Genomic DNA, 16,103 nt, shown 5'->3' on the forward strand with positions numbered 1-16,103 from the left:
CTCAGTCTTCTTCCGGGGCTGCCTTGTAGCCACTGGAGAGACGTTGCTGCACGTCCTGTGGGACAGCGCTGTAGTGGCTGGAAGAAAGGCTATAGAGGCCCTGGCCGGCAGTGATGGATTTCAGCCGGTTGGCGTAACCATCCAGCTCCGCCAGCGGCACCTGCCCACGCACCAGCGCGACGCTGGCCGACAGCGACTCGGTGCCCAGCACCTGGCCACGGCGGCCGGTCAGGTCGGCGGTGATGTCGCCCAGGTGGGTATCCGGTGTCGTCACCTCGATCTGCATCACCGGTTCCAGCACGATGCCGCCGGCATTGCGCAGCGCATCCAGCATCGCCTTGCGCCCGGCGGCCTGGAAGGCAATGTCCTTGGAGTCCACCGAGTGACTCTTGCCGTCGAAGACCGTGACCTTCACGTCCTCCACCGGGAAGCCTGCCAGCGGCCCGGCCACCAGCGCCGAGCGCACGCCCTTCTCCACCGAGGGGATGAAATTGCCGGGAATCACCCCTCCCTTGATCGCGTCGACGAAGGCGAAGCCCTCACCACGCGGCAACGGCTCGATGCGCAGGAACACCTCGCCGAACTGCCCCGCCCCGCCGGTCTGCTTCTTGTGCCGGCTGTGCCCTTCCGCCGTGCGGGTGGCGGTTTCGCGGTAGGGCACGGCGGGCGCGCGGGTCTGCACTTCCAGTTTGTACTGCCCGGCCATGCGCTCCAGCAGGTAGCGCAGGTGCATCTCGCCCATGCCGCGCAGCACGGTCTGCTGGGTGGAGGCGTTGTAGTCCAGGCGCACGCAGGGGTCTTCGGCCTGCAGGCGCTGGAGGATTTCCGCCAGACGCTGCTCATCGCCGCGCCGGCTCGCCTCGATGGCCAGGCCCTGCATCGGCTCGGGGAAGTCCAGCGGTTTGAGATGGATGTGGTCCTCGTCGTGGGAGTCGTGCAGCACCACGCCATAGTCCAGTTCGTCGACCTTGCTCAGTGCGCCGAAGTCACCGGGGATCAGCCACGGCGACTCTTCGTGCTTCTTTCCCTGCAGGCGCAGCAGGTGGCCGACCTTGAACGGCTTGCGCCCGTCACCGGCAAACAGCTGCATCTCCCGACGGATCGTGCCCTGGTGCACGCGGAACACCGCGAGGCGGCCGACGAAGGGGTCGATCACCACCTTGAAGACGTGGGCGAGGACGTGGGCCTTGGGATCGGGCTGGCAGACCACAGGGTGTTCACCCCCCTTGTCGTCGCTGCGCAGGAACAGCGGCGGGTTGCCCTCGGTGGGATTAGGCGCGAGACGCGCGAGGATGTTCGCCAGCTCCGGCACGCCGGCACCGGTGCGGGCGGAAACAAAGCACAGCGGAATCAGGTGCCCCTCGCGCAGGGCTCGCTCGAAGGGTTCGTGCAGCGCCTCGGGCGCCACCTCGCCCTCCTCCAGGTAGTGCGCCATCAGCGCTTCGTCGACCTCTACCACCTGGTCCACCAGCGCCTGGTGCGCTTCGGCCACCGAAGAGAAATCCGCCTCACCGTCGGGATTGAAGAAACAATCCACAACCCGGGCGCCACCTTCGGCCGGCAGATTGATGGGCAATACCTCCTTGCCGAACGACTCGCGCAAACCCGCCAGAAGGCCCGGCAGGTCGATGCGCTCGGCGTCGATCTTGTTCACCACCAGCATCCGGCACAGCCCTCGCTCGCCAGCCCAGTCCATCATGCGGCGGGTGCTCAGCTCGATGCCGTTCTGCGCATTCACCACCACCAGCGCGGTTTCCACGGCCGCCAGGGCCGGCAACGCGTGGCCAATGAAGTCGGGATAACCGGGCGTATCGATCAAGCGAATGTGCGCGCCTTCGTGCTCGAAGTGCACCAGGGCGGCCGCCAGGGAATGGTGGTATTCGCGTTCCATGGGGTCGGAGTCGCACAGGGTGTCGCCGCGCTCCAGCGAGCCCATGCTGGGAATGGCGCCACTGTGCTGCAGGAGCGCTTCGGCAAGCAGGGTCTTGCCGCTGTCGCCGTGGCCGACCAGGGCCACGGTGCGGATCTGTTCCACCGAGTAACTGGACATGCTGAATCTCCCGCCCCCAGGGTGCTTGAAGTATAGGCAGCAGGCTCTGCGCCCCTGGACAAATATTGATCAGCCCGGCGTGAGCCAGCAGCAGCGAGGCTCGCAGCGATTCATCCACAACCCACCCACAAGTTCCTGGCAGAACGCTGCACAGCCGATGTGGAAAACCCTCCGGAAAATCCGCTGAAAGCCAGTCATGGCGCGACTTTCGCCATTTGCTCAAAAAACGTACTGAAGCAACTGGGGCGCGCCCCGCGTGGCCTCCAGCGATGTGGGTACAGGTTGTCCACACCTTCTGCGAGATTCGCCCCACAGGCATTGTGGAAAGTTTCGTGCAGCCCCTGCGGCTGGGGAAAAGCAACGGTGGATCAGTCGCTTGCCTGCCGAGCTGATCATTCCTTGAACAACCCTCTGGAAGCCATGCAGGACATGACGTTGGTGATGTTTTCCACAGGAGGCGCACAGGAGGGTCAACATAAACCGGGGATAGCGGCGGAAGGATCGTGCACAGGAAAATCGCTGCAATCGATACACAGGCTCGCAAATGACTGAAAAGGTGGGCTTGATCAGAAAATAGCCGGCTTTCGGAAAGCCGCGCGCCATCAGCTTCGCAGGCGCCTCCCAACAGGTTTTCCACAGGTTGGGCAAGCTTGCCTCCACAACAGCTGTGGAGATCTTCACAACCCCTTCCATCACTCCTGAGAGCCAGGAATAGCGGGACTTCCATGAGAATGCGCGATGAAATGGCGCGGTTCACGATAGTGCCCCGCCGCGAACATTTTCCACCAGGTTGTCCACAGCTTTATCACAAGGTTGCCCGCAGATTTTCGCCAAACGCTGAAACACAGCCGGCGGGGCCTTCGGTGGGGTGCGGGGCTATGCTGGATTTCCCCAGCAGAGGAGCCCGTCCCATGATCCTGACCACCACCCCCACCATCGAGGGCAAGACCATCCAGGAATACCGCGGCATCGTGGTCGGCGAGGCGATCCTCGGCGCGAACGTGTTCCGCGACCTGTTCGCCGGCCTGCGCGACATCATCGGCGGGCGTTCCGGTGCGTACGAGAAGGAGCTGGGCAGGGCGCGGGAGATCGCCTTCGAGGAGCTGCAGGAGCGCGCCGAGGAGCTGGGCGCCAACGCCGTGGTCGGCATCGACCTGGATTATGAGGTGGTAGGGCAGAACGGCAGCATGCTGATGGTCAGCGTGAGCGGGACGGCGGTGCGCATCTAGCGGTGCAGAGCCTGTAGGAGCGAGCTTGCTCGCGAACCGAATTCCGCCTGCCCCCAAGGTGTGAAGCGAAGGGACGGATGTTCGCGAGCAAGCTCGCTCCTACACCAGGGCCACTGTGATCAAGTTTTGATCGGCAACCTGCAAGCCACGCCGCCCATGGCCTGCAAGCATTCATCCACAGGTTGGGGACAGGTTGCGCGAGCAACCGTCCCCAGCCCCTGGGGACAACTTGCGCGCCCATCACCCTGCGCCCATCACCCTACGAATGTCGGCCGCCAGTTCCTCGACGCGGGCGATTTCGGTGTCCCACGAGCACATGAAGCGCGCGCCGCCGGCACCGATGAAGGTGTAGAAGCGCCAGCCCAACTGACGCAGGGCCTCCAGGGCAGCTTCGGACATCTGCAGGAACACGCCGTTGGCTTCCACCGGGAACATCAGTTGCACGCCCGGCACGTCGGCGACGCGCTCGGCCAGCAGTTGTGCACAGCGGTTGGCGTGGCTGGCGTAATGCATCCAGGCGTCATCCTGCAGCACGCCGACCCAGGGCGCGGCGAGGAAGCGCATCTTCGAGGCGAGTTGGCCGGCCTGCTTGCAGCGGTAGTCGAAGCCTTCGGCCAGTTCACGGTTGAAGAACAGGATAGCCTCGCCCACCGCCATGCCGTTCTTGGTGCCACCGAAGCAGAGTACTTCGACGCCGGCCTTCCAGGTCAGCTCGGCCGGGGTAGCGCCGAGGAAGGCGCAGGCGTTGGAGAAGCGCGCGCCGTCCATGTGCAGGTGCAGGCCCAGTTCGCGGCAGGTGGCACTGAGCGCCTGCAACTCGTCCGGACGGTAGACGGTGCCGACCTCGGTGGCCTGGGTGATGGTGACCACGCGCGCCTTCGGGTAGTGGATGTCCTGGCGCTTGAGGGCGATCTCGCGGATCGCCTCGGGGGTCAGCTTGCCCTGGGCATCGGTGCGCGCCAGCAGCAGCTTGGAGCCGTTGGAGAAGAACTCCGGCGCGCCACACTCGTCGGTCTCGACGTGGGCGGTCTCGGCGCAGATCACGCTGTGATAGCTCTGGCACAGCGCCGCCAGCGCGAGGGAGTTGGCCGCGGTGCCGTTGAAGGCGAAGAAGACTTCGCAGTCAGTCTCGAACAGCTCGCGGAAGTAGTCGGAGGCGCGGGCGGTCCACTGGTCGTCGCCATAGGCGCGTTCGTGGCCGCGGTTGGCCTCGGCCATGGCCGCCCAGGCTTCGGGGCAGATACCGGAATAATTGTCGCTGGCGAACTGTTGGGTGTTGTCGGTCATGGTGCGGCCTCGGAAAACGTTGTGCGTCAGGCAGCAGCGTAGCAACGGATAGTCGCTCGCCGCCGGAGGGCGCAGGCCTCCCGCTGACTGGAGGCCGCGGGATGGATCAGGGCAGCTTGGTCAGCGCCATCTGCTCGGAGATCGGCACGAACAGTTCGCGCAGGGACTGAGCGGTACCGCCATTGGGCTTGTCCGGCGAGGTCATGTTGAGCACGTAGCGGCCCTTGATCAGGCCAGTCAGGCTCGACTCGCCAGCCTTGTCATCCGGCCCCGGTACGCTGATGGCCAGCGGGTCGCCCATGCGGGTGCTGTCGATCACCGGCAGGTACTGCTCGCCGCCGAACTGCGCGGCGGTGCCGTTCTGCAGCGCGGCCTGGCGCGCCTGGTTGAGCAGCGAGACGTTCTTGGCGGTGGTGTCGCGCAGCTTGGCCTGGGCAGCCAGGTACTGTTTGGCAGCCTCGCCCTGCTGGTCGGCGCCCGGCGCCGGCAGGCCGGTGTCGGTCAGGGTCACGACCAGGTGCTGGCTGCCATCGGCCTTGCCGTAGACGATGGTGGCGTCGTCGTAGCCGCACTCGCGGGACAGGTAGGGATAGCCGTAGATGGCCTTGGTCGGCGGCAGCGCCTTCTCCAGAACATGGCCGGTGCAGCTGTCGCCGGCCGGGGTGGCAGCGCCGGTGCTGGCGGCTTCGGGAGCAGCGGCCTTGGCGGGCTGGCTGTCGTCACCGCAGCCCTGCAGCGTCGCGGTGAGCAGCAGGGCGGAAAGCAGAGTCAGGGAACGGTTCATGGCGTCCTCGCATTTCGTGAGACGCGCAGTTTATTCCGTTGGCCCAATGGTTCCTATCGGCAGCTTCATTGCGCGGGTTCGCAGCGCCAGCGACCGGCCTTCTCGTCGTAGCCCGCCTTGATGACAGCCAGCCCGTCGCCGCGTGCCTCCAGGCAGAAGGTCTTCATGAAGGTCGCCCGCTGGCCGTCGCCGGCGCTGTCGTGCCCGCCGACGGTGACGCTGTACAGGCCAGGCTCCAGCAGCCGCGCCGGGGTTTTCTCGCGGAAGCCGGCAATAGCCCGGCCATAGGCGAAGCAGGTGTCGCTGCGCAGCGGCACGCCCTGGGTCGGTTCGATACTGGCCGACGACCAGAACGGCTCGTAGGGTTCGCGGGAGACTTCGATGTACTGCACCGCCACTTGCCGTTCGTCCACCTGCAGCGTGCGGTTGAAGAACAGGCCGGGCGACTTGAACGCGGCCCCGCCAAAGCACAGGGTCCGGTCCTGCATCCAGACGTTGGCGTCGCCGTCGAACAGGCGCGACATGCCCCAGGCCGACAGCGAGGGCGTCAGCAGGGCAAGACACAGCGAACTCACGAGAAAGCCGCGCTTCATCCACTTGGCTCCGCAGGCCGCGCCGTCCTGGCGCGGGCATGTCGCATTCTGACCAGCCGCCGCGAGCAATTCCACGCACCCGGTCACTTCTACGCCGGTCGCAGCATGTCGCAAACGCACCTACCCACGACGTGCGCAGGCATCTGGGCCGACGGGGCCAGTCATACCATCGCTGCCAAGGGGGCCAGTTGCGTCCCGCACCAGCCATGGCGCTCCAGCGCGCCGCAGGGAGACCAGCGATGTTCAGCAAGCAAGACCAGATCCAGGGTTATGACGACGAACTGCTCGCGGCGATGGATGCCGAGGAAGCGCGCCAGGAGGACCACCTCGAGCTGATCGCTTCGGAGAACTACACCAGCAAGCGCGTCATGCAGGCCCAGGGCAGCGGGCTGACCAACAAGTACGCCGAAGGGTATCCGGGCAAGCGTTACTACGGCGGCTGCGAGCATGTGGACAAGGTCGAGCAGCTGGCCATCGATCGCGCCAAGCAGCTGTTCGGCGCCGACTACGCCAACGTGCAGCCGCACTCCGGCTCCTCGGCCAACTCCGCCGTGTACCTGGCGCTGATCAACGCCGGCGACACCATCCTGGGCATGAGCCTGGCCCATGGCGGCCACCTGACCCACGGCGCCAAGGTCTCCTCCTCCGGCAAGCTGTACAACGCCGTGCAGTACGGCTTGAACACCGACACCGGACTGATCGACTACGACGAGGTCGAGCGCCTGGCCGTGGAACACCAGCCGAAGATGATCGTCGCCGGTGTCTCCGCCTACTCCAAGACGCTGGACTTCCCGCGCTTCCGCGCCATCGCCGACAAGGTCGGGGCGCTGCTGTTCGTCGACATGGCCCACGTCGCCGGCCTGGTCGCCGCTGGCCTGTATCCGAACCCGCTGCCCTACGCCGACGTGGTCACCACCACCACCCACAAGACCCTGCGCGGCCCCCGCGGCGGCCTGATCCTGGCCAAGTCCAACGAAGAGATCGAGAAGAAGCTCAACTCGGCCGTCTTCCCCGGCGCCCAGGGTGGCCCGCTGATGCACGTGATCGCTGCCAAGGCGGTGTGCTTCAAGGAAGCGCTGGAGCCCGGCTTCAAGGACTACCAGGCCCAGGTGATCAAGAACGCCCAGGCCATGGCCCAGGTGTTCATCGACCGCGGCTACGACGTGGTTTCCGGCGGCACCGACAACCACCTGATGCTGATCAGCCTGGTGAAGCAGGGCCTGACCGGCAAGGAAGCGGACGCCGCCCTCGGCCGCGTCGGCATCACCGTGAACAAGAACGCCGTGCCGAATGACCCGCAAAGCCCGTTCGTCACCTCCGGCATCCGCATCGGCACCCCGGCGGTCACCACCCGTGGGCTGAAGGAAGAACAGTGCCGCGAGCTGGCCGGCTGGATCAGCGACGTATTGGACCACCTGGGCGACGCCGACGTGGAGGCGAAAGTCGCCACCCAGGTCGCCGGCCTGTGCGCGGATTTCCCGGTCTACCGTTGAGATTCCCGGCAGCCCCTTGTAGGAGCGAGCTTGCTCGCGAACCAGCCCCGTCGCGAGGCCATTCGCGAGCAAGCTCGCTCCTACGAAGGGCGACACGGCGACTAGAGATTTCAGGAGCACCCCATGCAACGCTACTCCGGCTTCGGCCTGTTCAAGCACTCCCTGAGCCACCACGAGAACTGGCAGCGCATGTGGCGCACGCCCACGCCCAAGCCGGTGTATGACGTGGTCATCGTCGGCGGCGGCGGGCACGGCCTGGCCACTGCCTACTACCTGGCCAAGGAGCACGGCATCACCAACGTCGCGGTGATCGAGAAGGGCTGGCTGGGCGGCGGCAACACCGCGCGCAACACCACCATCGTGCGCTCCAACTACCTGTGGGACGAGTCGGCGCTGCTCTACGAACACGCCATGAAACTGTGGGAAGGCCTGTCCCAGGACCTGAACTACAACGTCATGTTCTCCCAGCGCGGCGTCTACAACCTCTGCCACACCCTGCAGGACATGCGCGACGGCGAGCGCCGCGTGAGCGCCAACCGCCTCAACGGTGTGGACGGCGAACTGCTCAACGCCCAGCAGGTGGCCGAAGAGATTCCCTACCTGAACTGCACCAAGAGCGCCCGCTACCCGGTGATGGGTTCCACCGTGCAACGCCGTGGCGGCGTGGCCCGTCACGACGCCGTGGCCTGGGGCTTCGCCCGTGCCGCCGACGCCCTGGGCGTGGACCTGATCCAGCAGACCGAAGTCATCGGCTTCCGCAAGCAGGACGGCGCCGTGATCGGCGTCGAGACCAACCGCGGCTTCATCGGCGCCAAGCGCGTCGGCGTGGTCACCGCCGGCAACTCCGGGCACATGGCGATGCTCGCCGGCTTCCGCCTGCCGATCGAATCGCACCCGCTGCAGGCGCTGGTCTCCGAGCCGCTGAAACCCATCATCGACAGCGTGATCATGTCCAACGCCGTGCACGGCTACATCAGCCAGTCGGACAAGGGCGACCTGGTCATCGGCGCCGGCATCGACGGCTACAACGGCTATGGCCAACGCGGCTCCTACCCGGTGATCGAACACACCCTGCAGGCGATCGTCGAGATGTTCCCGGTGCTCTCGCGCGTGCGCATGAACCGCCAGTGGGGCGGCATCGTCGACACCACCCCGGACGCCTGCCCGATCATCGGCAAGGCCCCGGTGAAGAACCTGTTCTTCAACTGTGGCTGGGGCACCGGCGGCTTCAAGGCCACGCCCGGCTCGGGCAACGTCTTCGCCGCCACCCTCGCCAAGGGCGAGCCGCATCCGCTGGCCGCGCCCTTCTCCATCGAACGCTTCCACACCGGCGCGCTGATCGACGAGCACGGCGCTGCGGCCGTAGCTCACTAAAGAGGGCATTAACCATGTTGAACATCTTCTGCCCTCATTGCGGCGAGCTGCGTTCCGAAGAGGAATTCCACGCCAAGGGCCAGGCGCACATTCCGCGTCCGCTCGACCCGGCCGCCTGCACCGACGCCGAGTGGGGCGAGTACATGTTCTTCCGCGACAACCCGCGCGGCATCCACCACGAACTGTGGGTGCACGCCGCCGGCTGCCGCCAGTACTTCAACGTCACCCGCCACACGGTGACCTACGAAATCCTCGAAACCTACAAGATCGGCGAAAAGCCCAGCATCACCGCCACCGAGAAGAAATCCGCCGTCCAGCCCGCCGTGGAGAAGGCCTAATGAGCCAGATCAATCGCCTGTCCCGTGGCGGTCGCATCGACCGCAACAAGCCGCTGACCTTCAGCTTCAACGGCCAGAGCTACCAGGGCTTCGCCGGTGACACCCTGGCCGCCGCGCTGCTGGCCAACGGCGTCGACATCCTCGGCCGCAGCTTCAAGTACTCGCGCCCGCGCGGCATCGTCGCCGCCGGCGCCGAAGAGCCCAACGCCATCCTGCAGATCGGCTCGCGCGAATCCACCCAGGTGCCCAACGTGCGCGCCACCCAGCAGGCGCTGTACAGCGGCCTGGTGGCCACCGCCACCAACGGCTGGCCGAACGTGCAGAACGACCTCATGGGGATCTTCGGCAAGGTCGGCGGCAAGCTGATGCCGCCCGGCTTCTACTACAAGACCTTCATGTACCCGCAGTCCATGTGGCTGACCTACGAGAAGTACATCCGCAAGGCTGCCGGCCTGGGCCGCGCGCCCACCGAAGTGGACCCGGACAGCTACGACTGGATGAACCACCACGCTGACGTGCTGATCGTCGGCGCCGGCCCCGCCGGCCTCGCCGCTGCCCTGGCCGCCTCGCGCAGCGGTGCGCGGGTGATCCTCGCCGATGAACAGGAAGAGTTCGGCGGCAGCCTGCTCGACACCCGCGAAACCCTCGATGGCAAGCCGGCCGAGGAGTGGGTGGCCCAGGCCATCACCGAGCTGGAAGGCAACCCGGACGTGATCCTGCTGCCGCGCGCCACGGTCAACGGCTACCACGACCACAACTTCCTCACCATTCACGAGCGCCGCACCGACCATATCGGCGAGACCGCTCCGCTGGGCCAGGTGCGCATGCGTGTACACCGCGTGCGTGCCAACCGCGTGGTACTGGCTGCCGGCGCCCACGAGCGCCCGCTGGTCTACGCGAACAACGACGTGCCGGGCAACATGCTTGCCGGCGCCGTCTCCACCTATGTACGCCGCTACGGCGTGGCACCGGGCAAGAAACTGGTGCTGTCCACCAACAACGACTACGCCTACCGCGTCGCCCTGGACTGGCAGGAGGCCGGTCTGCAGGTGGTCGCCATTGCCGACGCCCGCCCCAATCCGCGTGGGGAGTGGGTCGAGGAAGCGCGCAAGCGCGGTATGCGGGTCATCACCGGCAGCGCAGTGATCGAGGCACGCGGCAGCAAACGCGTGAGCGGAGCGAAGGTCGCCTCCATCGACACCTTCCGCCACAAGGTCAACGCGCCCGGCGAGTGGCTGGACTGCGACCTCATCGCCAGTTCCGGCGGCTACAGCCCGGTGGTGCACCTGGCTTCGCACCTGGGCGGCAAGCCGGAATGGCGCGAGGACATCCTCGCCTTCGTGCCGGGCCTGGCCTTCCAGAAGCGCATTTGTGCCGGCGCGGTGAACGGCGTGTTCCGCCTCGCCGATGCCCTGGCCGACGGCTACCAGGCCGGCAGCCAGGCCGCAGTCGACGGCGGCTTCAAGGCCGTCGAAGGCGAGCTGCCGGTGGTTGCCGAGCGTGCCGAGGACGCCACCCTCGCGCTGTTCCAGGTGCCCCACGAGAAATCCACGGCGCGCGCACCCAAGCAGTTCGTCGACACCCAGAACGACGTCACCGCCGCCGCCATCGAACTGGCCTGCCGCGAGGGCTTCGAGTCCATCGAGCACGTCAAGCGCTACACCGCGCTGGGCTTCGGCACCGACCAGGGCAAGCTGGGCAACATCAACGGCCTGGCGATCGCCGCCCGCGCCCAGGGCAAGAGCATCGCCGACACCGGCACCACCATGTTCCGCCCCAACTACACCCCGGTGACCTTCGGCGCGGTCGCCGGCCGCCACTGCGGCCATCTGTTCGAGCCGGTACGCTTCACCGCCCTGCACGCCTGGCACGTGAAGAACGGCGCCGAGTTCGAGGACGTCGGCCAGTGGAAGCGCCCCTGGTACTTCCCCAAGCGCGGCGAAGACATGCACGCCGCCGTGGCCCGCGAATGCCGCGCCGTGCGTGAGTCGGTCGGCCTGCTCGACGCCTCGACCCTGGGCAAGATCGACATCCAGGGCCCGGACGCCCGCGAGTTCCTCAACCGCGTCTACACCAACGCCTGGACCAAGCTGGATGTGGGCAAGGCCCGCTATGGCCTGATGTGCAAGGAAGACGGCATGGTCTTCGACGATGGCGTCACCGCGTGCCTGGCCGACAACCACTTCGTCATGACCACCACCACCGGCGGCGCGGCGCGCGTGCTGGAGTGGCTGGAGCTGTACCACCAGACCGAATGGCCGGAGCTGAAGGTGTACTTCAGCTCGGTCACCGACCACTGGGCCACCCTGACCCTGTCCGGCCCCAACAGCCGCAAGCTGCTGGCCGAGGTCACCGACATCGACCTGGACAAGGACGCCTTCCCCTTCATGACCTGGAAGGAAGGCAAGGTCGCCGGCGTCCCGGCGCGGGTGTTCCGCATCTCCTTCACCGGCGAGCTGTCCTACGAGGTGAACATCCAGGCCAACTACGCCATGGGTGTGCTGGAAGCCATCGTCGCCGCTGGCGCGAAGTACAACCTGACGCCGTATGGCACCGAGACCATGCACGTCCTGCGCGCCGAGAAGGGCTTCATCATCGTCGGCCAGGACACCGACGCCTCGGTCACCCCGGACGACCTGAACATGGGTTGGGCAGTCGGTCGTACCAAGCCCTTCTCCTGGATCGGCTGGCGCGGCATGAACCGCGCCGACTGCCAGCGCGAGGACCGCAAGCAGCTGGTCGGCCTCAAACCCACCAACCCGATGGACCTGCTGCCCGAAGGCGCGCAACTGCTGTTCACCCCGCAGCACACCGTTCCGGCGACCATGGTCGGCCACGTCACCTCCAGCTACATGAGCAGCAGCCTGGGCTACAGCTTCGCCCTGGCGGTGGTGAAGGGCGGCATCAAGCGCCTGGGCGAGAAGGTCTATGCCCCGCTGGCCGATGGCCGGGTGATCGAGGCGGAAATCTGCAGCTCGGTGTTCTACGACCCGAAAGGGGAACGGCAGAACGTGGATTGATCCCTCGCGCCCGCTCCCCACAGGGAGCGGGCTGACCGATTTCCAGGCGCAGCGCGCCCCAAGGTGAACAGAACATGAGCAAAGCCAACCTCTACCAGCAACGCCCCGCAGACGGCATTCAGGCCGAATCCCCCCTGCACCACGCCGAGCTGGACAAGCTCGCCGCGCGCAAGGTGGCCAACGCCGGCGTGACCCTGCGCGAGAAGAAATTCCTCGGCCACCTGACCCTGCGTGGCGACGCCCACGACCCGGCCTTCGCCGGCGGCGTACACAAGGCCCTGGGCCTGGAGCTGCCGGTGGCCCTGGGCCTGGTAGCCAAGGGCAAAACCTCGCTGCAGTGGCTCGGCCCGGACGAGTGGCTGCTGATCGTCCCCGGCGGCGAGGAATTCGCCGTCGAGCAGCGACTGCGCGAAGCCCTCGGCGAGGACCTGCACTACTCGGTGATCAACGTCAGCGGCGGCCAGACCCTGCTGGAGCTCGAAGGCGCCAAGGTGCGCGAAGTGCTGATGAAGTCCACCGGCTACGACGTCCACCCGAGCAACTTCCCGGTGGGCAAGGCGGTGGGCACGAACTTCGCCAAGTCCCAGCTGGTGATCCGCCATACCGGCGAGCACACCTGGGAGCTGGTGGTGCGCCGCAGCTTCTCCGACTACATCTGGCTGTGGCTGCAGGACGCCTGCGCCGAGTACGGCCTGCAGGTAGCGGCGTAACAGGCGTCGATTCCCCTCGCTGCTTCGGCGAGGGGAAATCCTTCGGAGTCAGACCATGAGCCGCACCCCCGATACCTGGATCCTCACCGCCGACAGCCCGAGCCTGCTGGGCACGGTGGACGTGGTCACGCGCTACCTGTTCGAACAGCGCTGCTACGTCACCGAGCACCACTCCTTCGATGACCGCCTGGCGCAGCGCTTCTTCATTCGCATCGAATTCCGCGCCGGCGACGGCTTCGACGAAGCGGCCTTCCGCGCCGGCCTCGCCGACCGCGTCTCGCCCTTCCAGATGAACGTCGAGCTGACCCCACCGGGCTACCGCAGCAAGGTGGTGATCATGGTCTCCAAGGCCGACCACTGCCTGAACGACCTGCTCTACCGCCAGCGTATCGGCCAGCTGCCGATGGACGTGGTGGCGGTGGTCTCCAACCACCCGGACCTGGAGCCGCTGGCGACCTGGCACGGCATTCCCTACCACCACTTTGCGCTGGACCCGAACGACAAGGGCGCACAGGAGGCGAAGGTCTGGCAGGTGATCGAGGAAACCGGCGCCGAACTGGTGATCCTCGCCCGCTACATGCAGGTGCTCTCGCCCGAGCTGTGCCGCCGCCTGGACGGCTGGGCGATCAACATCCACCACTCGCTGCTGCCCGGTTTCAAGGGCGCCAAGCCCTACCACCAGGCCTACCAGAAGGGCGTGAAGCTGGTCGGCGCCACCGCCCACTACATCAACAACGACCTCGACGAGGGCCCGATCATCGCCCAGGGCGTCGAGCCCGTGGACCACTCCCACTACCCCGAGGACCTGATCGCCAAGGGCCGCGACGTGGAGTGCCTGACCCTGGCCAAGGCCGTGGGTTACCACATCGAGAAACGCGTGTTCCTGAACGCCAATAGGACAGTGGTGCTGTAAGCACAGCCCGTACCTGTAGGGCGCATAACGCCACAGGCGTTATCCGCCATGACGTCTGCAACGGCGGATGGATGGGGCTCATCCGCCCTACGTGTCACCTCGGAGTGTGGCGCGCGCTGTATAGAGCGCCCTCTCCCTAGCCCTCTCCCTGAAGGGAGAGGGGATATCCGAGCGAGGGCCGGACTCCGTGCCATCCGGCGACACCGAACAGCCCCCTTTCCCTTCAGGGAGAGGGTTGGGGAGAGGGTCTTGAAGCCCGCTCCCAAGCACCGAGCAACACCGACAACCCAGCCGGCTGCCAGCAGTACCGACCGGCCCTGTCGCGCAACACACGACATCCCAGTGCAAAACCGCGTGCCGCAAGGCCCGCCTTTGTACCCACAAACACAATGAGGAATGCGTATGTCTGGCAATCGTGGTGTGGTTTATCTCGGCCCGGGCAAGGTCGAAGTTCAGAACATCCCCTATCCGAAGATGCAGGACCCGCAGGGCAAGCAGATCGACCACGGGGTGATCCTGCGCGTGGTTTCCACCAACATCTGCGGCTCCGACCAGCACATGGTCCGTGGCCGTACCACCGCGCCGGAAGGCCTGGTGCTGGGCCACGAGATCACCGGCGAGGTGGTGGAGATTGGCCGCGGCGTGGAAACCATGAAGATCGGCGACCTGGTCTCGGTGCCGTTCAACGTCGCCTGTGGCCACTGCCGTACCTGCAAGGAGCAGCACACCGGCGTCTGCCTGACGGTCAACCCGTCCCGCGCCGGCGGTGCCTACGGCTACGTCGACATGGGCGGCTGGGTCGGCGGCCAGGCCGAGTACGTGATGGTTCCCTACGCCGACTTCAACCTGCTGCGCCTACCCAACCGCGACGCGGCGATGGAGAAGATCCGCGACCTGACCTGCCTCTCCGACATCCTCCCCACCGGCTACCACGGTGCGGTGACTGCCGGCGTCGGTCCGGGCAGCACCGTCTACATCGCCGGTGCCGGTCCGGTCGGCCTCGCTGCCGCCGCTTCGGCCCGCCTGCTGGGCGCCGCCGTGGTGATCGTCGGTGACGTCAACCCGACCCGCCTGGCCCACGCCAAGGCGCAGGGCTTCGAGATTGCCGACCTGTCCAAGGACACTCCGCTGCACGAACAGATCGCCGATCTGCTGGGCGAGCCGGAAGTGGACTGCGCGGTCGACGCGGTGGGCTTCGAAGCCCGCGGCCATGGTCATTCGGGCTCGCAGCACGAGGCTCCGGCCACCGTGCTGAACTCGCTGATGGGCGTGGTACGGGTAGCCGGCAAGATCGGTATTCCGGGCCTCTACGTCACCGAGGATCCGGGCGCGGTGGACGCAGCGGCCAAGCAGGGTTCGCTGAGCATCCGCTTCGGCCTGGGCTGGGCCAAGTCGCACAGCTTCCACACCGGCCAGACCCCGGTGATGAAATACAACCGCCAGCTGATGCAGGCGATCATGTGGGACCGCATCAAGATCGCCGACGTCGTCGGGGTGGAAGTCATCACCCTCGACCAGGCGCCCAAGGGCTACGGCGAGTTCGATGCCGGGGTGCCGAAGAAATTCGTCATCGACCCGCACAACCTGTTCCGCGCCGCCTGACGGCGCAACCGACCCCGGCCGCGACTCCACTTCCGCGGCCGTCTCTCCAGGGGAGCCGCAAGGCTCCCTTTTTTTGTCCGCGCGGCCGGGGCGTGTAGGAGCGAGCTTGCTCGCGAACCCGACCAGCACCGCGGCACAACCGGGAAATCCGTTCGCGAGCAAGCTCGCTCCTACAGAAGATCCGTCACGGCTTGGCGCGGGAAGGATACGTAGGATGGGTGGAGCGCAGCGATACCCATGCTGGCGGTGCCGAGAATTGATGGGTATCGCTGCGCTCCACACCATCCTACAAATCCGATCAAGGCTTGGGCGCGGGGCAGTTGAAGTCGCCTTCCTGGCAGTCGGACAGCGTCTGCAGTTCCTTGATGCGGTTGTCCGTCATGGCCTTCAGGCAATTGCTGTAGGCCATCGGATAGCCCGAGCCACCCTCGACGCTGGACGTCTCGAACTTGCAGCTGAGGTCACGGTAGGTCAGCCAGGCCTTCTGCGCAGCGGTCAGGGCCTTCTTCTGCCCGGCATCCAGGCGCTGGCGATACTGCCCGTAGAGATCGTTAAGACGCTTGTCGCTGGCCTTGTAGGCGGCGCCGGTACAGGCATTGATCTCGCCCTGGGTCTTGGCGTCGGCGCAGTCCTCGGCGGCTTGGGCGAAGGAAGACATGGCCAGCAGGCCGAGGGGAAGGAGCAGCAACTTCATGGGGACGCTATCCGTT

General features: G+C 66.3%; 13 protein-coding genes. 8 read left to right on the forward strand and 5 right to left on the reverse strand.

Annotation, left to right across the window (positions count from 1 at the left end; genetic code table 11):
• Position 1 precedes the first annotated feature (1 nt).
• Entirely contained in the window at positions 2–2,050 is a 2,049-nt protein-coding gene (fusA, locus tag FAS41_RS14065; RefSeq protein ID WP_138523207.1) for an elongation factor G, read from the reverse strand.
• A 911-nt stretch (positions 2,051–2,961) separates the two neighbouring features.
• Between fusA and FAS41_RS14070 the strand changes: the two genes are divergently transcribed.
• Positions 2,962–3,279: a heavy metal-binding domain-containing protein gene (locus FAS41_RS14070; RefSeq protein WP_138523208.1), complete on the forward strand. Its 318-nt coding sequence runs from the start codon at positions 2,962–2,964 to the stop codon at positions 3,277–3,279.
• A 240-nt stretch (positions 3,280–3,519) separates the two neighbouring features.
• Here the strand turns inward: FAS41_RS14070 and FAS41_RS14075 are convergent, their stop codons facing one another.
• From FAS41_RS14075 to FAS41_RS14085, 3 genes are all read right to left on the reverse strand, one after another.
• Complete coding sequence (locus FAS41_RS14075; protein ID WP_138523209.1) at positions 3,520–4,566, reverse strand: threonine aldolase family protein; 1,047 nt, start codon at positions 4,564–4,566, stop codon at positions 3,520–3,522.
• 106 nt (positions 4,567–4,672) lie between these two features.
• Positions 4,673–5,350: a hypothetical protein gene (locus FAS41_RS14080; RefSeq protein ID WP_138523210.1), complete on the reverse strand. Its 678-nt coding sequence runs from the start codon at positions 5,348–5,350 to the stop codon at positions 4,673–4,675.
• A gap of 65 nt (positions 5,351–5,415) precedes the next feature.
• Positions 5,416–5,943 carry a hypothetical protein gene (locus FAS41_RS14085; protein ID WP_138523211.1) on the reverse strand — a complete coding sequence of 176 codons (528 nt, stop codon included), beginning with the start codon at positions 5,941–5,943 and terminating at the stop codon, positions 5,416–5,418.
• A gap of 239 nt (positions 5,944–6,182) precedes the next feature.
• Here FAS41_RS14085 and glyA point away from each other — a divergent pair, with 239 nt between their 5' ends.
• From glyA to fdhA, 7 genes are all read left to right on the forward strand, one after another.
• The gene (gene glyA, locus FAS41_RS14090) at positions 6,183–7,436 is read left to right on the forward strand and encodes a serine hydroxymethyltransferase (protein WP_138523212.1); all 1,254 of its coding nucleotides are present in this window, start codon (positions 6,183–6,185) and stop codon (positions 7,434–7,436) included.
• A gap of 123 nt (positions 7,437–7,559) precedes the next feature.
• Positions 7,560–8,810, forward strand: coding sequence for a sarcosine oxidase subunit beta (locus FAS41_RS14095; protein WP_138523213.1), 1,251 nt, complete (start codon positions 7,560–7,562; stop codon positions 8,808–8,810).
• Positions 8,811–8,824: 14 nt separating this feature from the next.
• Positions 8,825–9,148 (forward strand): sarcosine oxidase subunit delta, encoded by a 324-nt coding sequence (locus FAS41_RS14100; protein WP_138523214.1) that lies wholly within the window; start codon positions 8,825–8,827, stop codon positions 9,146–9,148.
• Complete coding sequence (locus FAS41_RS14105) at positions 9,148–12,168, forward strand: sarcosine oxidase subunit alpha (protein WP_138523215.1); 3,021 nt, start codon at positions 9,148–9,150, stop codon at positions 12,166–12,168. Before FAS41_RS14100 ends, FAS41_RS14105 begins: the two co-directional genes overlap by 1 nt.
• A gap of 74 nt (positions 12,169–12,242) precedes the next feature.
• Entirely contained in the window at positions 12,243–12,878 is a 636-nt protein-coding gene (locus tag FAS41_RS14110) for a sarcosine oxidase subunit gamma (RefSeq protein ID WP_138523217.1), read from the forward strand.
• Positions 12,879–12,933: 55 nt separating this feature from the next.
• Entirely contained in the window at positions 12,934–13,791 is an 858-nt protein-coding gene (locus tag FAS41_RS14115) for a formyltetrahydrofolate deformylase (RefSeq protein ID WP_138523219.1), read from the forward strand.
• A 402-nt stretch (positions 13,792–14,193) separates the two neighbouring features.
• Entirely contained in the window at positions 14,194–15,393 is a 1,200-nt protein-coding gene (gene fdhA / locus FAS41_RS14120) for a formaldehyde dehydrogenase, glutathione-independent (RefSeq protein ID WP_045214055.1), read from the forward strand.
• A gap of 298 nt (positions 15,394–15,691) precedes the next feature.
• On the opposite strand, the gene FAS41_RS14125 is transcribed toward fdhA, so the two are convergent.
• Complete coding sequence (locus FAS41_RS14125) at positions 15,692–16,087, reverse strand: lysozyme inhibitor LprI family protein (RefSeq protein WP_138523221.1); 396 nt, start codon at positions 16,085–16,087, stop codon at positions 15,692–15,694.
• Positions 16,088–16,103: the final 16 nt, after the last annotated feature.

This window comes from Pseudomonas nicosulfuronedens, from assembly GCF_005877905.1.
GTDB lineage: Bacteria > Pseudomonadota > Gammaproteobacteria > Pseudomonadales > Pseudomonadaceae > Pseudomonas > Pseudomonas nicosulfuronedens.